The organism is Pseudomonas sp. zfem001 (genome assembly GCF_032621725.1).
GTDB lineage: Bacteria > Pseudomonadota > Gammaproteobacteria > Pseudomonadales > Pseudomonadaceae > Aquipseudomonas > Aquipseudomonas sediminis.
Genome location: NZ_JAVYJI010000003.1, coordinates 208,848 through 225,012 on the forward strand (window position 1 = coordinate 208,848; position 16,165 = coordinate 225,012).

Consider the following 16,165-nt stretch of genomic DNA (forward strand, 5'->3'; position numbering starts at 1 on the left):
CGTTTCACACTGCCGATATGCCTTGATACGTGGCCTGAATGACACTGGCGACTAGACCGACCGGTCTACATAATCCAGGCCATGACCAAGACCACTCGCGACAAACTCATCGACGCCATGATCGACGCCCTGCAACGCAAGGGCCTGCATGGCATCGGCCTGACCGAGCTGCTGGCCAGCGCCGCAGCGCCTAAAGGCAGCCTCTACCACCACTTTCCAGGCGGCAAGACCGAGCTGGCCGTGGCCGCCATCGAGCGTGTCGGTCAGCGCGCCACGCAGGGGTTCGCCCAGCTATTCGAGCTTCAGTCCGATCCGCTCGCAGCCTTCTCCACCTGGTTGCAGAGCGCCATCGAGCAATTGCAGGGCAGCGTCTTCGAGCGCGGTTGCCCGTTAGCCGCCATCGCCCTGGAAAGTGGCCCCGAAGACAGCGAAGTGCGCCAGGCGCTAGCCGATGCCTTCAGCGCCATCCGTTCAGCCCTGCAGGAGCAACTGCAGCGTCACGGCTACCCGCAACCGCAGGGCCTGGCCACCTTGTTCATCGCCCTCTACGAAGGCGGCCTGCTGCAGGCCCGCGTCGCCGGCAGCAGCGAGCCTCTGAAACAGGCCGTCGACACCCTGCTCCACCTGACCCGCCAGCACCGCATGGAGCCTACCTGACATGAGCACGAGCATTCGCCGCGAAACCCAGCCCCTGCTGGCCCTCGACGACTATCCGTTGGCCGCCACGCGCTACCACGCAGAGCGCCCCCAGGCACAATTGCTGATCGCCGGCGCTACCGGCGTGCCGCAAGGTTTCTATCGGCGCTTTGCCGAACATGCCGCCAGCCGTGGTTTCAACACTATGACCCTGGACTACCGTGGCATCGGCCAATCCAGGCCAGACAGCCTGCGCGGCTTCGAGATGGAGTATCTGGACTGGGCGCACCTCGATCTGGCCGCTGCGGTGGATCAACATCGGCACGCCGAGCGCCCGCTGTTCATGATCGGCCACTCCTTCGGCGGCCATGCCTTCGGCCTGCTGCCCAATCATGATCAGGTCGCCGGCTTCTACACCTTCGGCACCGGCGCCGGCTGGCACGGCTGGATGCCCAAGGCCGAGCAAGTGCGCGTGCTGGCCATGTGGCGAGTGATCGGCCCGTTGATGACGCGCTACAAGGGCTATCTGGCCTGGAGCAAGCTGGGCATGGGCGAGGATCTGCCACTGGGCGTCTATCGCCAGTGGAAACGCTGGTGCCGCTTCCCCCGCTACTTCTTCGACGACCCACAGATGCCGGGACTGGCCGAGCGCTTCGCCCAGGTGAACACGCCGATGGTGGCGCTCAACAGCCTGGACGACCTGTGGGCACCGCCTGCCTCACGCGATGCCTTCATGGCTGCGTACGTCAACGCGCCCTACCAGACGCGTACGCTCGACTCACAGGCGGAAGGCCTGGGCAATATTGGTCATATGGGGTATTTCCGCCCGGCAGCGCAGCGCCTGTGGGACGAGACGCTGGATTGGTTCGAGCAACTGCGCATCGAACAACGCGCGGCATGAGCAGGCTGCTGAAAATTTCTAGGCCAGAAAAAAGAAAACCCCGCGATTGCGGGGCCTTGCAGACTGTAGTCCTGACATCCTTGATCTGCTCACCATCCTGGCGGCTGTCCAGCGTGTCCCTGTTTGTCTAGGCGCTTCCTGCGCTGAATCCATGTGCGGCAGAGTACGCCCGTACCTGATCAACCAACAGTGGCGATATTCGGCACATCGTGTAAGCCATGGCTTACACGAAACCGCTTCCTGTCAGCCGTCTCGCTTCGCCCCGACCCTCTCGTGTTGGCAGAACGCATTTGCCATGTTTTTTGTGACGTACGTCTTGCTAGACTGCAGTTTGTCCTACAAAAACAACAGACCCCGACAACGGCGGTCACTGGGGCTCGAGTATGCGCGCAGTCACCTTGCTTCTTGGTTGCCTGGCAACCGGCATCAGTACCTTCTCCCAGGCCAGCGGCCAGACCCGACTGGACGATGCCAAACAGGCCATCGATCAGGCGTTCTGGCAGGAGCTCTACGGCAGTGGTGGCACCACGCTCTATTGCGGCCAGACCTTCGCCCGCGAAAGCGGCACCCTGACTGCCAGCCCGATCTACAGCAGCAAGCAGCTCAAGAGCGCGATGCGCTGCGTCACCGACCGCCAGTGCACCATCATGAACCCGCGCTATCCGTACATCGTCGCCGACCTGCACAACTACTACCCGGCGCTGACCCGCGTCGAGCTGGTACGGCGCAACGCCCAGTTCGCCGAACTGGGCGATGACGTGCCGAGCAAGTTCGCCGACATCGGCTGCGACCTGAAAACCAGCTTCCAACTGGTGGAGCCGCGGGGCGAAGCCAAGGGCAATATCGCCCGCGCGATCTTCTACATGCATGTCGAGTACGGCCTGCCCATCGTCGGCCTGGTGCCGATGTACAAGGCCTGGCACCGCATGGACCCGCCGGATGCCGAGGAGAAGGCGCGCAACGACAAGATCGAGGTACTGCAGGGCACGCGCAATCGCTTTATCGACGATCCTTCGTTGGTGGATCAGCTGATCAGCGACTGACTTCGATCACTGTGGGAGGGGCTTTACCACTGCGGATCGCCCTACGGTTGGTGGACAGCCTACGCTCTGCGCTTGTGCAGCGAGCGCAGCTTGTAGCGGTCACCGGGATGGATCAGCCGCGCGTAGCTGATCAGGTGATCGTCCGACCAGGTACGGCGGATCACGCTCAGGCAGGGCATGGCCGGGTCGATCTGCAGCAGCTCGGCCGTGCGCGCATCCGCCAGCACCGCCTCCACCACATGCTCGACATCCGAGATCGGGCAACTGGCGACCAGCACCTCGTTGGGCGTGACCTGAGTGAAGTCGCTCTGCAGGTAATGCGGCACCCAGCGTGGGTTGACGAAACGATCCTCGAGCTGGATCGGCAGGCCGTCCTGCAGGTGCACGAGGATGCTGTGAAATACCTCGCCGCCCAGGCGCAGCCCCAGGCGCAGGGCCACCTCGTCATCGGCGGCGATGGCTTCGCAACGCACCACTTCGTTGCTGTATTCGTGACCGCGACCGCGCACTTCGCTGGCGATGTTCATCACCTCGTGCAGCGGTGACTCGGCCTTGCGGTCGGTGACGAAGGTGCCCAGCCCGGCCTGACGCACCAGATAACCCTTTTGCACCAGGTTCTGGATCGCCTTGTTGGCGGTCATGCGGCTGACGGAGAAATCCCGCGCCAATTGCTCCTCGGGCGGAATCTGGTGATTGACCGGATAGGCGCCGCCGTGAATGCGCTCGAGGAGGAAATCCTCGATGGCCTTGTAGCGCGGGGTGGGACTGGTCACGGCTGCTCCTTGGGTATGCCCGGTGCGCGGATGATAGCGGAGCTTGCGCCACGCTCCCACTTGCGGGCGCGGGCGCAAGCCAGGCGCATCAGCCTACCGACGGCAACATGCCGGCCGGCAGCAGCGGCGTCAGCACGCGCTCGGCCAGCAGCGCGTCAGCGGCGGCGATGTCCGGCGCGAAGAAGCGGTCTTCGACGTAGTACGGCACCTTGGCGCGCAGCGCCTGACGCGCCTGTTCCAACGTCGGCGTGCTCTTCAGCCCTTCGCGGAAGTCCAGGCCCTGGCAGGCGCCCAGCCATTCCACGGCCAGCACGCCACGGGTGTTGGCAGCCATGTCCCACAGGCGCTTGCCAGCGGCCGGCGCCATGGATACGTGGTCTTCCTGGTTGGCCGAAGTCGGCAGGCTGTCAACGCTGTGCGGGTGGGCCAGTGCCTTGTTCTCGCTGGCCAATGCCGCAGCAGTGACCTGGGCGATCATGAAGCCGGAGTTGACCCCACCATTGGCCACTAGGAACGGCGGCAGTTGCGACATGTGCTTGTCCATCATCAGCGAGATACGGCGCTCGGACAGCGCGCCGATTTCAGCGATGGCCAGGGCGATATTGTCGGCAGCCATGGCCACGGGTTCGGCGTGGAAGTTGCCACCGGAAATCACCTCGCCTTCAGCGGCGAACACCAGCGGGTTGTCGGAGACCGCGTTGGCCTCGACGCCGAGCACTTCGGCAGCCTGGCGCAGTTGGGTCAGGCAGGCGCCCATGACCTGTGGCTGGCAGCGCAGCGAGTACGGGTCCTGCACCTTGTCGCAGGCGGCGTGGGAACGGCCGATCTCGCTGCTGTCGCCGAGCAGATGACGGAACGCCGCTGCCGCGTCGATCTGCCCGCGCTGGCCACGAGCGGCATGGATGCGTGCATCGAAGGGCGAGCGCGAACCCAGCAGCGCCTCGACGCTGAGCGCACCACAGACGCTGGCGGCGGCGTACAGGTCTTCACCTTCGAACAGGCCACGCAGGGCGTAGGCGGTGGATACCTGGGTGCCGTTGAGCAGCGCCAGGCCTTCCTTGGCGGCCAGGGTCATCGGCTCCAGGCCGGCGATGGCCAGCGCCTCGCTGGCGGGCAGCCATTGGCCCTTGTGGCGCGCCTGGCTTTCGCCGAGCAGCACCAGCGACATATGCGCCAGCGGCGCCAGGTCACCGGAGGCGCCGACCGAGCCTTTCAGCGGGATATGCGGGTAGACCTCGGCATTGACCAGGGCGATCAGCGCCTCGATCACCGGGCGGCGGATGCCGGAGAAGCCACGCGCCAGGCTGTTGATCTTGAGCAACATGATCAGCCGCACCATGGCGTCGCTCAGCGGCTCGCCGATGCCGGCGGCATGGGACAGCACCAGCGAGCGCTGCAGCTTTTCCAGATCGTCGTTAGCGATGCGGGTCGAGGCCAGCAGGCCGAAACCGGTGTTGATGCCGTAGGCGGTGCGACCCTCGGCGATGATCTGGTTGACGCAGGCGACGCTGGCGTCGATCGCTTCGTGAGCGCTGGCGTCCAGGGTCAGGTGCACGGGGGCCTGGTAGGCGGCGCGCAGGTCGGCCAGGGTCAGGTGGCCGGGTTTCAGGTTCAGGGTGTTCATGTTCTGTTCTTCCACGGTGAGTTCGCGCCTGGCGAAGCAGAGCCGAATAATGGCTGAAGTCGCGATACGTGCAGTGATTGATGCGCCGGCCCAGCGGGCCGGCGTCGAACGTGTATTAACCGATCATCGGCAGGTTCAGCCCCTGCTCCTTGGCGCAATCGATGGCGATCTGGTAACCGGCATCGGCATGACGCATCACGCCGGTGCCCGGGTCGTTGGTCAGTACGCGGGCAATGCGCGCGGCGGCTTCATCGGTGCCATCACAGACGATGACCATACCCGAATGCTGGGAGAAACCCATGCCCACGCCGCCGCCGTGGTGCAGCGACACCCAGGTGGCGCCGCTGGCGGTATTGAGCAGGGCGTTGAGCAGCGGCCAGTCGGACACGGCATCGGAGCCGTCCTGCATGGCCTCGGTCTCGCGGTTGGGGCTGGACACCGAGCCGCTGTCCAGGTGGTCGCGGCCGATGACGATGGGCGCACTCAGCTCACCCGAACGCACCATCTCGTTGAAGGCCAGGCCAAGCTTGGCACGCAGGCCCAGGCCGACCCAGCAGATACGCGCCGGCAGGCCCTGGAAGGCGATGCGCTCGCGGGCCATGTCCAGCCAGCGGTGCAGGTGGGCATCGTCCGGGATCAGTTCCTTGACCTTGGCGTCGGTCTTGTAGATGTCCTCGGGGTTGCCGGACAGCGCCGCCCAGCGGAACGGGCCGATGCCGCGGCAGAACAGCGGGCGGATATAGGCCGGGACGAAGCCGGGGAAGTCGAAGGCATTGCTCACGCCCTCTTCCTTGGCCATCTGACGGATGTTGTTGCCGTAGTCGAAGGTCGGCACGCCCATCTTCTGGAAGTCGAGCATGGCCTGCACATGCACGGCCATGGACTGCTTGGCAGCCTTGACCACGCCAGCCGGGTCGGTGGCTGCACGGTCCTTGTACTCGGCCCAGCTCCAGCCGATCGGCAGGTAGCCATTGAGGGGGTCGTGGGCGCTGGTCTGGTCGGTGACCATATCCGGGCGCACGCCACGGCGCACCAACTCCGGCAGGATCTCGGCAGCGTTGCCCAGCAGGGCGACGGAGATAGCCTTGCCTTCGGCGGTGTACTTGGCGATGCGCGCCAGGGCGTCGTCCAGATCAGTGGCCTGCTCGTCGACGTAACGGCTGCGCAGGCGGAAATCGATGCTGCTCTGCTGGCATTCGATGTTCAGCGAGCAGGCGCCGGCCAGGGTGGCGGCCAGCGGCTGGGCACCGCCCATGCCACCCAGGCCTGCGGTCAGCACCCAACGGCCCTTGAGGTTGCCGGCGTAGTGCTGGCGACCGGCTTCGACGAAGGTCTCGTAGGTGCCCTGAACGATGCCCTGGCTGCCGATGTAGATCCAGCTGCCGGCGGTCATCTGGCCGTACATGGCCAGGCCCTTGGCGTCGAGCTCGTTGAAGTGCTCCCAGCTCGCCCAGTGCGGCACCAGGTTGGAGTTGGCGATCAGCACGCGCGGCGCGTTGCTATGGGTCTTGAACACGCCGACGGGCTTGCCGGACTGCACCAGCAGGGTCTCGTCGTCATTCAGGTTGGTCAGGCTCTCGACGATCTTGTCGTAGCACTCCCAGTTGCGCGCGGCGCGGCCGATGCCGCCATACACCACCAGCTCCTTGGGGTTCTCGGCCACGTCCGGGTCGAGGTTGTTCATCAGCATGCGCAGCGGCGCTTCGGTCAGCCAGCTCTTGGCGGTGAGCGTGGTGCCGCGCGGGGCGCGGATTTCGGTGTCGCGGAACTTGGTCATGTTGCGGGCTCCTGTGGGAACGGGTCAGTGGTGGGCGGTCAGAGCCAACCCAGAAATTGGGCGAGGTAGGCCAGCGGAATGGCCAACAGCAGGCTGAGCAAGGTGCGCTGCAGCCAGATCAGCAGCAGGTGGCCCAGGCTCAGCGGAATTCGCGTGGCCAGCACGCAGGGAATCGAGGCGGAGAGAAACAGCACGCTGCTGACCGAAACGATGGCGGTGACGAACTTCACCAGCACGTCGGCATCCTTTAGCAGCATCGCCGGCAGGAACATCTCGGCAAGGCCGGCGGACATGGCGCGGGCCACCTGCATGGGTTCTTCCAGGCCGAACAGCCAGGTCAGCGGGTAGAGCAGCACGCCGAGGGCGTCGAACAGCGGCGTGTACTTGGCGGCGAGCAAGCCGAGCAGGCCGACGGCGAGAATGCTCGGCAGGATGGCGGCGGTCATGCGCAGGCCATCGACGAAGGTTTCGCGCAGCGCCGAGCCCAACGATGGTGCCACGCTGGCCTGCTGCATGCCGGCGCGCCAGGCACTGCCCAGGCGGCTTTCGCCGGGTTGCAGTTGTGCCTCTGGCGTGGACTCGGACGGCAGGCGCGACAGCGGGTAGATACGCGCGCTGATCGCGGTGACGGCGAAGGTCACCGCCATGGCGCCCCAGAAATACAGGTTCCACTGGCCCATCAGGCCCAGGGTTTTGGCGATGATCACCATGAACGGCGCCGACACGGTGGAGAAGCCGGTAGCGATGATCGCCGCTTCGCGCACGCTGTAATGGCCCTGCTGGTACATGCGGTCGGTGATCAACAGGCCCACCGAGTAGCTGCCGACGAAGGACGCCACGGCGTCGATGGCCGACTTGCCCGGCGTGCGCCAGATCGGCCGCATCACCGGCTGCATCAGCACGCCGATCAGTTCCAGCAGGCCGAAGCCGATCAGGAACACCAGGGCCAGCGAACCCAGCGGCACGATCAGCGCCAGGCTGAGCACCAGCTTCTCGAACAGGAACGGCAGCATGTCCGGCTGGTACAGCGCCTGCGGGCCGAGCTGCAGCAGGTAAGCGGCGCCGATCAGCAGACCAAACACCTTGAGCACACTGAATACGCTGTGGGTCAGGCTGCGCCGCCAACTGCCGTCGAGCCAGGGCGCCAGCGCGCCGTAGAGCATGAACAGCAGCGCCACGCCGATCACCAGGGGTCGCGCATGCAGCTGCAAGGCGCTGGCCGCGTGGTCGAGAAGGATGGTCGAGCGCCCGGCGATCTCGAACGGCACGAAGAACAGCAGCAGGCCGATCAGGCTGTAACCCAGCAGGCGCGCCAGAGCGCGTGGGCGCGATACGCCGCTGCTCAAGGACAGGGATTCAGACATGACACGGCTCCTGGCCGCGGCGGGCGGTGATGAACATCGGTGTTTCCTCGTAGTTGTTGTTGTGCGGGAAGCGTCGGGCGTTTGGCTCAGAGGCTGAGCAGATGGATCAGCCGCGCAGCCACCTTGGCGGTGCGGTTGTCGATGTCGTATTCGGGGTTGAGCTCGGCCAGGTCGGCCAGGCGCAGCTTGCCGCTGGCCTTGAGCCGTTCGAGCAGCGGCTCCAGCAGCTCCAGGCGCACGCCGCGGGCGGCTGGCGCGCTGACGCCGGGCGCCTCGCAAGCCGGCAGCACGTCGATATCGATGGTCAGGTACAGCGCGTCGCACTCGGCGGCGAAGGCGTCCAGCTCTATGCCGATAGCATCGAGAGTCGACTCGCGAATTTCGTGATCCTCGCGTACCAGCACGTTCAGCTCGGCGGCGCGGGCGAACAGCGCGCGGGTGTTGCTGGCGCGGCTGACGCCCAGGCAGGCATAGCGGAACGGCCAGCCGCGTGCAGCGCACTGCTCGGCGATCTGCGCGAAGGGTGTGCCGGAGGAATGCACATGGGCCGGGTCGCGCAGGTCGAAATGGGCGTCAAAATTGACGATGCCAATACGTGGGGCAGCTTGGCCGCTCAGGTGCTCGGCCAGGCCAGACCAGCTACCGAAGGCCACTTCATGCCCACCACCGATCACCAGCGGCAGATGGCCGGCGTCCAGCAGCGCGCAGACGTTATGGCCCAGGCGCGCCTGCGCGGCTTCCAGGTCGCCGTCCTCGCAAGTCACGTCACCGGCGTCATAGGCCGGCGCCTGGCGATGCCAGGCCAGGTTGGCCAGGGCCTTGCGCACGCTTTGTGGCGCAGCGGCGGCGCCAACGCGACCGTGGTTGCGGCGCACACCCTCGTCGCAGGCGAAGCCGAGCAGGGCCAGGCCCGGCTGGCTGTTTTCTGCCAGCGCCTGGATGCGCTGGTGCCAGCGCGCGCTGTCGGTTTCCGGATCGGTACGGCCGCTCCAGGCGGCCATGCTGTGACGATCAGCGAGCATAGGTCACGACTCCATTGAACACGCGCTGGCGCAGACGCCCGGCCTGTACCGCGTAGGCCAGTTCGGCCGGTTGCTGGATATCCCACAGGCACAGATCCGCTGGCGCGCCGACAGCAATGCGGCCGAGATCTGGCAAGCCGAGGGCGCGGGCGCCATGGGCGGTCATGCCGGCCAGGGCTTCGCGCGGGGTGAGGCGAAACAGGGTGCAGGCCAGGTTGGCCATCAGCGTCGGCATGCAGATCGGCGAGGTGCCGGGGTTAGCGTCGCTGGCCACCGCCATCGGCACGCCGTACTGGCGCAGCAGTTCGATGGGCGGCAACTGGGTTTCGCGCAGCACATGGAAGGCGCCGGGCAGCAGCACGGCAACGGTGCCGGCTTCGGCCATGGCGCGCACGCCGGGCTCATCCAGGTATTCGATATGGTCGGCGGACAGCGCGCCGTAGCGTGCGGCCAGGGCACTACCGCCGAGGTTGGACAATTGCTCGGCGTGCGCCTTGATCGCCAGACCATGGGCCTGGGCTGCCTGGTAGATGCGCTCGCACTGCGCCGGAGAAAAGCCGATGCCCTCACAGAACACATCCACCGCATCGGCCAGCCCTTCACGGGCAGCAGCCGGGATCATTTCGTCACAGACCAGGCTCACGTAGTCGTCGGCGCGGCCGGCGTATTCCGGCGGCAGGGCGTGGGCGCCGAGCAGCGTGGTGATCACCCGCACCGGGCGCAGTTCGCCGAGACGGCGGGCCACGCGCAGCATCTTCAGCTCGTCGGCAACGGTCAGCCCGTAGCCGGACTTGATCTCTAGCGTGGTCACGCCATCGGCCAGCAGCGCATCGAGACGCGGCAGACTGGCAGCGATCAGCTCGTCTTCACTTGCCGCGCGAGTGGCGCGCACGCTGCTGAGAATGCCGCCGCCGTTGCGGGCGATGGTTTCGTAGCTGACGCCTTCCAGGCGCTGCTCGAATTCACCGGCACGATCACCGGCGTAGACCAGATGGGTGTGGCAATCGACCAGACCGGGTGTCATCACGCCGCCACGCCCAGTTTCGACTGCACCCTGAGCCAGCGCCTCGTCGAAGGTGCGCGACGGCCACAGGCCGGCGATGCAACCGTCCTCGACCAGCAGGTTCATCGCCTCGTCCAGCTGCGCCAGGCCATCGAAGACCTGCACATCGCGCCAGAGCTGTTTCGAGGTGGAATGCATCGACATGGGATTCTCCCGGCTTGTTTTGTATATACAATATGAGTGGATCGAATCAGCGTCAAGCCATGAGCAACGGCCTGACCCTATGATCACAAGACCAGGCAAGGCATATGCAGCACGCCTTGATAGCCCTGAATAGAGCCTGACCGGCCTCTATCTGAAGACATCTTCACCGACCTGGTGATCGAGACCGTTTGTCGCTCAATCACTATGTATATACATTTGGAGAGATCATGCCCTGCATCCTGCTAGACCCCGCAACCGCTCGCGCGATGCCCTGGAAGAACGGTGGCGGCACCACAGTGGAGTTGGCCATTTCGCCAGTGGATGCCGGCCTGGAGGATTTCGCCTGGCGCATCAGCACTGCTCAGGTGGCAGTGGATGGTGCCTTCTCCAGCTTCCCGGGCATCGACCGCAGCCTGGCCGTGCTCGCCGGCAACGGCGTGTGCCTGCAACGCGCCGACGGGCAGCGCGAAATGCTGCTTAGCGGTGACGCCATCGCGGTGTTCAGCGGTGAAGAGGCGATCAGCGCGCACTTGCTGGACGGCCCGATCACCGACCTCAATCTGATGACCCGTCGCGGCGTCTGGAGCCATGAGCTGCGCCTGGTGCGGCTGCAGGGCGAGCAAGTGCTGGTGAACGACGCCGAGCTGTTGCTGCTGTGGAATGCCGCACCCGAAGCTCTACACTATCAACTGCCAGAGGGCGGTCAGCAGGTGCTGGCAGCACACAGCGGTGTGCTGCTGGAGAACGAGCGGGGGCGCCTCACACTGGAAAGTGATCAGCCATCACCACTCTACGTTGGCCGAATGCGCAGAGGCTGAGGGCCAGAACCGCTGGACGCCAAAAACGACCTCCACCCGATGCCCATGCGCCATCACGTCGGTATCTGATCGCTGACCGTCGCTCTCGCCCATTACCTCACCCGTCACCTCCGTACCCTCCCCCGGGTTCGCCGCATGCGAACTCGGGGGATTCGCTGCTTCACGGCCAGCACACCGGCCCTTTCAACACTCTCGCCCTACCAAGGGAGGACGCGACACCCCTTTCTCTGCCGCCAACGATGTCTAACAACATACGGAGAGCAAGCCATGTCATTTCGCAGAAAAACACTACTGGCCCTGGCCATCAGCACCGCAACGGGGGCACCACTGGCATTGGCCGATCAGGCCGAAAGCCAGGGTTTCATCGAAGACAGTCACCTGAAGTTCATGACTCGCAACATCTACTGGAATCACGACCGCCATGGCGGCGCTGCTGACCGGCGTGAATGGGGTCAGGGTTTTCGCCTCGACTACACGTCCGGCTACACCCAGGGCACTGTTGGTTTCGGCGTCGACCTGAGCGCCTATTCGGCGATCAAGCTCGATGGCGGTCGTGGATACTCTGGGCAGGCGGGCGTACTGGTACCGGATGGCGAAGGCACCAAGGACGCAGCAGGCTCTGCAGGCGCCTCGGTGAAGATGCGTCTGTCCAACACCGAACTGCGTTATGGCAACAACCTGCGTCCCTACAACCCGGTTTTCGCACCGGCCGATGCGCGTCTGGTTCCAGGAACCGCTACCGGTTTTTGGCTGACCAGCTCAGAGTGGACAGGCCTGGACCTCGAAGCCGGACACATGACCGCCTCCAAGGACTTCAACAGCACCAACAGCACTGATGATTTCTACGCATCCTATGCTGGCGTCAGCACCGATACCGTGGACTTCGTCGGCGGCAACTACGCCATCACCGACAACCTCAGCGTCAGCCTCTATGGCTCGGAGTACAAGGACATCTGGCGTCAGTACTACGCCAACACCAACTACACCTACCCGCTGAGTGACGACCAGAGCCTGAACTTCGACTTCAACATCTATCGCTCGAATGACGAAGGCCGCAAGCTGGCCGGCGAGATCGGCGTCACCGCCTGGTCGTTCGCCGCCTCCTATACCGTCGGCGCGCACACCTTCAAGGTGACCCACCAGCGCATCAACGGCGACCAGCCGTTCGACTACCTGGGCATGGGCCCAGGCACCTTCCACGACTCCATCTACCTGGCGAACTCCTCGCAGCTGGTGGACTTCAACGGTCCGAACGAGCGCTCCTGGGGCCTGTTCTACGACCTCAACATGGCCAGCTATGGCGTGCCCGGCCTGACCTTCCACGCCCGCTACATCCGCGGTACCGACGTCGATGGCAGCAAGATGGACCCGAGCAGCCCCTATGCCTATTACGCAGACAGCGAAGACCACTGGGAACGCGATCTCGCCGTGGGCTATGTGGTGCAGAGCGGCCCGGCCAAGGACCTTTCCTTCAAGCTACGTCAGGCCACTCATCGTATCGGTAATGGCAAGTCCGACGTGTCCTCAGATCAGGTTCGCCTGATCATAGAGTTCCCGTACGAGATTTTCTGACCCTGTAAATGCACAAGCCCCGGCACTCAGGCCGGGGCTTGTGTACGCACCGCGTTGAATCAGAACTGCGCAGCGTCCAGCAGATACAGCGATTCGCTACCGGCCTTGACCGATGCACTCAGCGAGTGGATACGCGGCAGCAGGCGAGCGAAGTAGAAGCGCGCGGTGCCCAGCTTGCTGGCGTAGAACTCGTCCTGCCCTTCCTTGCCGATCGCAGCCCGCGCCATCAATGCCCACATGTAGGCATAGGCGGTGTAGCCGAACACGTGCAGATACTCCACCGAAGCAGCACCGATTTCGTTGGGGTTGCCCTTGGCACGGTCCAGCACCCAGGCGGTCAGCTCATCGAGGTTCTGCACGGCAGCCGCCAGCGGCTTGGTGAACTCGGCGAGGTTGGCGTCAGCCGAGGCGACGAAGCCCTTGATCTCGTCGGCCAGGTGCTTGTAGAAGCTGCCGCCGCTGCCAACGATCTTGCGCCCCATCAGGTCCAGCGACTGGATACCGTTGGTGCCTTCGTAGATCTGGGTGATGCGGCAGTCGCGCACCAGCTGCTCCTGGCCCCACTCGCGAATAAAACCATGGCCACCGAAGATCTGCTGACCATGCACGGTGGTTTCCAGCGCCATGTCGGTGAGGAAGGCCTTTGCCACCGGCGTCAGTAGCGCCACCAGTTCGTCGGCGCGCTGGGCGGTGGCCTTGTCCTCGCTGTATTTGGCGGTGTCGAGCTGCATGGCAACGTAGCTGGAGAAGGCGCGACCGCCCTCGTTCAGCGCTTTCATGGTCAGCAGCATGCGACGCACGTCCGGATGCACGATGATCGGGTCGGCGGCTTTGTCCTTGGCCACCGGGCCGGTCGGCGCGCGGCTCTGAATACGCTCGCGGGCGTACTCGATGGCGCTCTGGTAGCTGCGCTCGCCCAGGGCCAGGCCCTGGATACCAACGCCCAGGCGCTCGTAGTTCATCATGGTGAACATGGCATTGAGGCCCTTGTTCACTTCACCGACCAGATAACCGGTGGCGCCGTCGAAGTTCATCACGCAGGTGGCCGAGGCCTTGATGCCCATCTTGTGCTCGATGGAGCCGCAACCCAGCGCGTTGTTCTCACCGAGGGAGCCGTCGGCATTGACCATCACCTTGGGCACGATGAACAGCGAGATGCCTTTCGGGCCAGCCGGTGCGTCCGGCAGCTTGGCCAGCACCAGATGGATGATGTTCTCGGTCAGGTCGTGCTCGCCACCAGTGATGAAGATCTTGGTACCGCTGATCTTGTAACTGCCGTCAGCCTGAGGTTCGGCCTTGGTGCGGATGATGCCCAGGTCGGTACCGGCATGCGGCTCGGTCAGGCACATGGAACCGGCCCAGACGCCGGCGTACATGTTCGGCAGGTACTGCGCCTTCAGCTCTTCGCTGGCGTGGTTGAGGATCGACAGGCAGGCGCCGGCGGTCAGCATCGGGTACAGGCCGAAGGAGAGGTTGGCCGAGTTGACCATTTCCTCGACCTGGGCGCCGATCACCTTGGGCATGCCCATGCCGCCGAATTCCGGCGAACCGCCAACACCGACCCAGCCACCCTCGGCGTAGGTCTGGTAGGCCTCGGGGAAACCGGCAGGGGTTTTCACCAAGCCGTTGTCCCAGGAGCAGCCTTCTTCGTCACCACTACGGTTCAGCGGAGCGATGCTGCCCGCCGTGACCTTGCCAGCTTCTTCCAGGATGGCGCTGGCGGTCTCGGCATCGACCACCTCGGCCAGGGCCGGCAGCTCTGCCCAGAGCGTGGAGACGTCGAATACTTCATTGAGCACGAAGCGCATGTCGCGCAGGGGGGCTTTGTAATCGGCCATGACACATCCTCGAAAAACGGACTTACGTGAGAGGACCGAGTTTACTTGAACAACTTTATAGACACATAGGGTCTTTTTGTGACTATAAATTCACAAAAGGTCACCAACTATCTGATTGACCAAGGGCGAGGAAAAAACCTGCTGACCGCTCGTCTGCCAGCGCCGCTATTCGCGCCCGGCAGCCAGCTTCACAGCGCCGCGACGCTGACCGGCGCTCCGGATGCAATTGCGCCCGGCGGCCTTGGCGCTGTACAGCGCCTTGTCCGCCTCCTTGATCACTTCCTGCGGAGTGCGCTGCTCGGCCTGACGCTCGGCGACGCCCATGCTCACGGTCACCGATACCTCGCTGGCGGTCTTGCCGGCCCGGCGCTGCTTGCCTTCACGATCATCGCGCGGCCGGCTTTGCGAGTCGCGCAGTTGCATGCGGTACTGCTCGATGCCTATACGCACCGCTTCCATGTGCGGCATGCATTGCTCCACGGTCTTGCCAGGAAACAGCAAGGTGAACTCCTCACCGCCATAGCGGTAGGCCTTGCCACCGCCACCGACCTTGCGCATCTGGCTGGCGACCAGACGCAACACCTGATCCCCCACATCATGGCCGTGGGTATCGTTGAATTTCTTGAAGTGATCGACATCGACCATGGCAATCACGTAATCACGCCCCAGGCGCTGCAGACGCTCGTTGAGCGCGCGCCGTCCCGGCAGCCCGGTGAGCTCGTCACGAAAGGCCATCTGGTAGGCCTCGTGCGCTACCGCCGCGACCAGCATGAGCATCACCATGCTGATCATCACCTGCAGCGCATTGGCCAGGATGAACACCTGCGGCAGCATCCACAGCAAACCGATCAACCCCACCAGTTGCGCGGCATGCAGCGGCCTTGGCCGACGCAGGTACTGCACCAGCAGGGCGATGAAGGCGACCAGGAACGCCACGTAAACCAACTGCGCCAGGCTCATCCAGGCGCCATGCAACGATGGCCAGTGAATCTTAGCCAACCAGTCGGCAATACCCTGCGGATAACGGCGCGCCAAACCAAAGGCCACCGCGCTGACTGCCAGCAAGATCAGGGCGCGGGCGAACATGTCCTGCAGCAGGTGCGAACGCTCCTCCCAGCAGCCGTAGAGGGCATAGAGCAGCGGTAGCAACAGGCAGATCAGATGGAAGACCAGAACCGCATCGTCGCGGATCTGGCCATTGTCACGAAAGTGATCGACCTGGATATCCAGCAGGAAGTAGCCGACATACAGCACCAGCAGCAGGAAAATTTCCCGCTGACGGCCATAGACCAGACAGAACGCACCGCCGAGAAGCAACAGCAACGTCGGCAATACATTGAACAGGGAGATGAAGAACTCGCTCAGCACCGGCAAGCGTGCAGCCACCAACCCGCCGACCAGCAAGGGCAACGACGAATAGAAGTGACTGAGGCGCAAATTGGCCAGACGGATCACGCTGACATCCTGAGCGAGAGATGGAGGCATTCTGCCTGCTTCGACTCTTGAAAACAGCGACAGGATGCGACATTCCCTTCAGTGTCCGGTGCAAAAACGACAACGCCGCCCCAGGGGGCGGCGTTGTGGTTCAAC

The 16,165-nt window shown here is 64.3% G+C and carries 13 protein-coding genes; 5 read left to right on the forward strand and 8 right to left on the reverse strand.

Features of this window, described 5'->3' with window-relative positions:
* Positions 1–81: 81 nt before the first annotated feature.
* From RTH74_RS13100 to RTH74_RS13110, 3 genes are all read left to right on the forward strand, one after another.
* Positions 82–657: a TetR/AcrR family transcriptional regulator gene (locus RTH74_RS13100; protein ID WP_316914941.1), complete on the forward strand. Its 576-nt coding sequence runs from the start codon at positions 82–84 to the stop codon at positions 655–657.
* A gap of 1 nt (position 658) precedes the next feature.
* Entirely contained in the window at positions 659–1,537 is an 879-nt protein-coding gene (locus tag RTH74_RS13105; RefSeq protein WP_316914942.1) for an alpha/beta fold hydrolase, read from the forward strand.
* Between the two features lie 383 nt (positions 1,538–1,920).
* Positions 1,921–2,580: an endonuclease gene (locus tag RTH74_RS13110; RefSeq protein WP_316914943.1), complete on the forward strand. Its 660-nt coding sequence runs from the start codon at positions 1,921–1,923 to the stop codon at positions 2,578–2,580.
* Between the two features lie 59 nt (positions 2,581–2,639).
* Here the strand turns inward: RTH74_RS13110 and hutC are convergent, their stop codons facing one another.
* From hutC to hutI, 6 genes are all read right to left on the reverse strand, one after another.
* Positions 2,640–3,353 carry a histidine utilization repressor gene (hutC, locus tag RTH74_RS13115; protein WP_106733253.1) on the reverse strand — a complete coding sequence of 238 codons (714 nt, stop codon included), beginning with the start codon at positions 3,351–3,353 and terminating at the stop codon, positions 2,640–2,642.
* A gap of 88 nt (positions 3,354–3,441) precedes the next feature.
* Positions 3,442–4,977 (reverse strand): histidine ammonia-lyase, encoded by a 1,536-nt coding sequence (hutH, locus tag RTH74_RS13120; RefSeq protein ID WP_316914944.1) that lies wholly within the window; start codon positions 4,975–4,977, stop codon positions 3,442–3,444.
* Positions 4,978–5,092: 115 nt separating this feature from the next.
* Positions 5,093–6,754, reverse strand: coding sequence for a urocanate hydratase (gene hutU, locus RTH74_RS13125; protein WP_143499675.1), 1,662 nt, complete (start codon positions 6,752–6,754; stop codon positions 5,093–5,095).
* Between the two features lie 38 nt (positions 6,755–6,792).
* Positions 6,793–8,118, reverse strand: a complete 1,326-nt coding sequence (locus RTH74_RS13130; RefSeq protein ID WP_316914945.1) for a YjiH family protein — start codon at positions 8,116–8,118, stop codon at positions 6,793–6,795.
* An 86-nt stretch (positions 8,119–8,204) separates the two neighbouring features.
* On the reverse strand, positions 8,205–9,140 hold the full coding sequence (gene hutG, locus RTH74_RS13135) for a formimidoylglutamase (protein WP_316914946.1): 936 nt from the start codon (positions 9,138–9,140) through the stop codon (positions 8,205–8,207).
* Positions 9,130–10,347, reverse strand: a complete 1,218-nt coding sequence (gene hutI / locus RTH74_RS13140) for an imidazolonepropionase (protein WP_316914947.1) — start codon at positions 10,345–10,347, stop codon at positions 9,130–9,132. The genes hutG and hutI overlap by 11 nt, the downstream gene beginning before the upstream one ends.
* 227 nt (positions 10,348–10,574) lie before the next feature.
* On the opposite strand from hutI, the gene RTH74_RS13145 reads away from it, so the two are divergent.
* Both RTH74_RS13145 and RTH74_RS13150 read left to right on the forward strand, forming a co-directional pair.
* Positions 10,575–11,165 (forward strand): HutD family protein, encoded by a 591-nt coding sequence (locus tag RTH74_RS13145; protein WP_316914948.1) that lies wholly within the window; start codon positions 10,575–10,577, stop codon positions 11,163–11,165.
* 267 nt (positions 11,166–11,432) lie between these two features.
* The gene (locus RTH74_RS13150; protein WP_316914949.1) at positions 11,433–12,737 is read left to right on the forward strand and encodes an OprD family porin; all 1,305 of its coding nucleotides are present in this window, start codon (positions 11,433–11,435) and stop codon (positions 12,735–12,737) included.
* 59 nt (positions 12,738–12,796) lie between these two features.
* Here RTH74_RS13150 and RTH74_RS13155 read toward each other — a convergent pair whose 3' ends face one another.
* Both RTH74_RS13155 and RTH74_RS13160 read right to left on the reverse strand, forming a co-directional pair.
* Positions 12,797–14,575: an acyl-CoA dehydrogenase C-terminal domain-containing protein gene (locus RTH74_RS13155; RefSeq protein ID WP_316914950.1), complete on the reverse strand. Its 1,779-nt coding sequence runs from the start codon at positions 14,573–14,575 to the stop codon at positions 12,797–12,799.
* Positions 14,576–14,740: 165 nt separating this feature from the next.
* Entirely contained in the window at positions 14,741–16,060 is a 1,320-nt protein-coding gene (locus RTH74_RS13160) for a GGDEF domain-containing protein (protein WP_420713165.1), read from the reverse strand.
* Positions 16,061–16,165: the final 105 nt, after the last annotated feature.

Bases quoted from the DNA above. Each gene is read 5' to 3' on its own strand.
- hutG (WP_316914946.1), bottom strand. From the start codon at position 9,140: ATGCTCGCTGATCGTCACAGCATGGCCGCCTGGAGCGGCCGTACCGAT.
- hutI (WP_316914947.1), bottom strand. From the start codon at position 10,347: ATGTCGATGCATTCCACCTCGAAACAGCTCTGGCGCGATGTGCAGGTC.
- hutH (WP_316914944.1), bottom strand. From the start codon at position 4,977: ATGAACACCCTGAACCTGAAACCCGGCCACCTGACCCTGGCCGACCTG.
- RTH74_RS13160 (WP_420713165.1), bottom strand. From the start codon at position 16,060: ATGCCTCCATCTCTCGCTCAGGATGTCAGCGTGATCCGTCTGGCCAAT.
- RTH74_RS13100 (WP_316914941.1), top strand. From the start codon at position 82: ATGACCAAGACCACTCGCGACAAACTCATCGACGCCATGATCGACGCC.
- RTH74_RS13150 (WP_316914949.1), top strand. From the start codon at position 11,433: ATGTCATTTCGCAGAAAAACACTACTGGCCCTGGCCATCAGCACCGCA.
- RTH74_RS13155 (WP_316914950.1), bottom strand. From the start codon at position 14,575: ATGGCCGATTACAAAGCCCCCCTGCGCGACATGCGCTTCGTGCTCAAT.
- RTH74_RS13145 (WP_316914948.1), top strand. From the start codon at position 10,575: ATGCCCTGCATCCTGCTAGACCCCGCAACCGCTCGCGCGATGCCCTGG.
- RTH74_RS13105 (WP_316914942.1), top strand. From the start codon at position 659: ATGAGCACGAGCATTCGCCGCGAAACCCAGCCCCTGCTGGCCCTCGAC.
- hutU (WP_143499675.1), bottom strand. From the start codon at position 6,754: ATGACCAAGTTCCGCGACACCGAAATCCGCGCCCCGCGCGGCACCACG.
- RTH74_RS13130 (WP_316914945.1), bottom strand. From the start codon at position 8,118: ATGTCTGAATCCCTGTCCTTGAGCAGCGGCGTATCGCGCCCACGCGCT.
- RTH74_RS13110 (WP_316914943.1), top strand. From the start codon at position 1,921: ATGCGCGCAGTCACCTTGCTTCTTGGTTGCCTGGCAACCGGCATCAGT.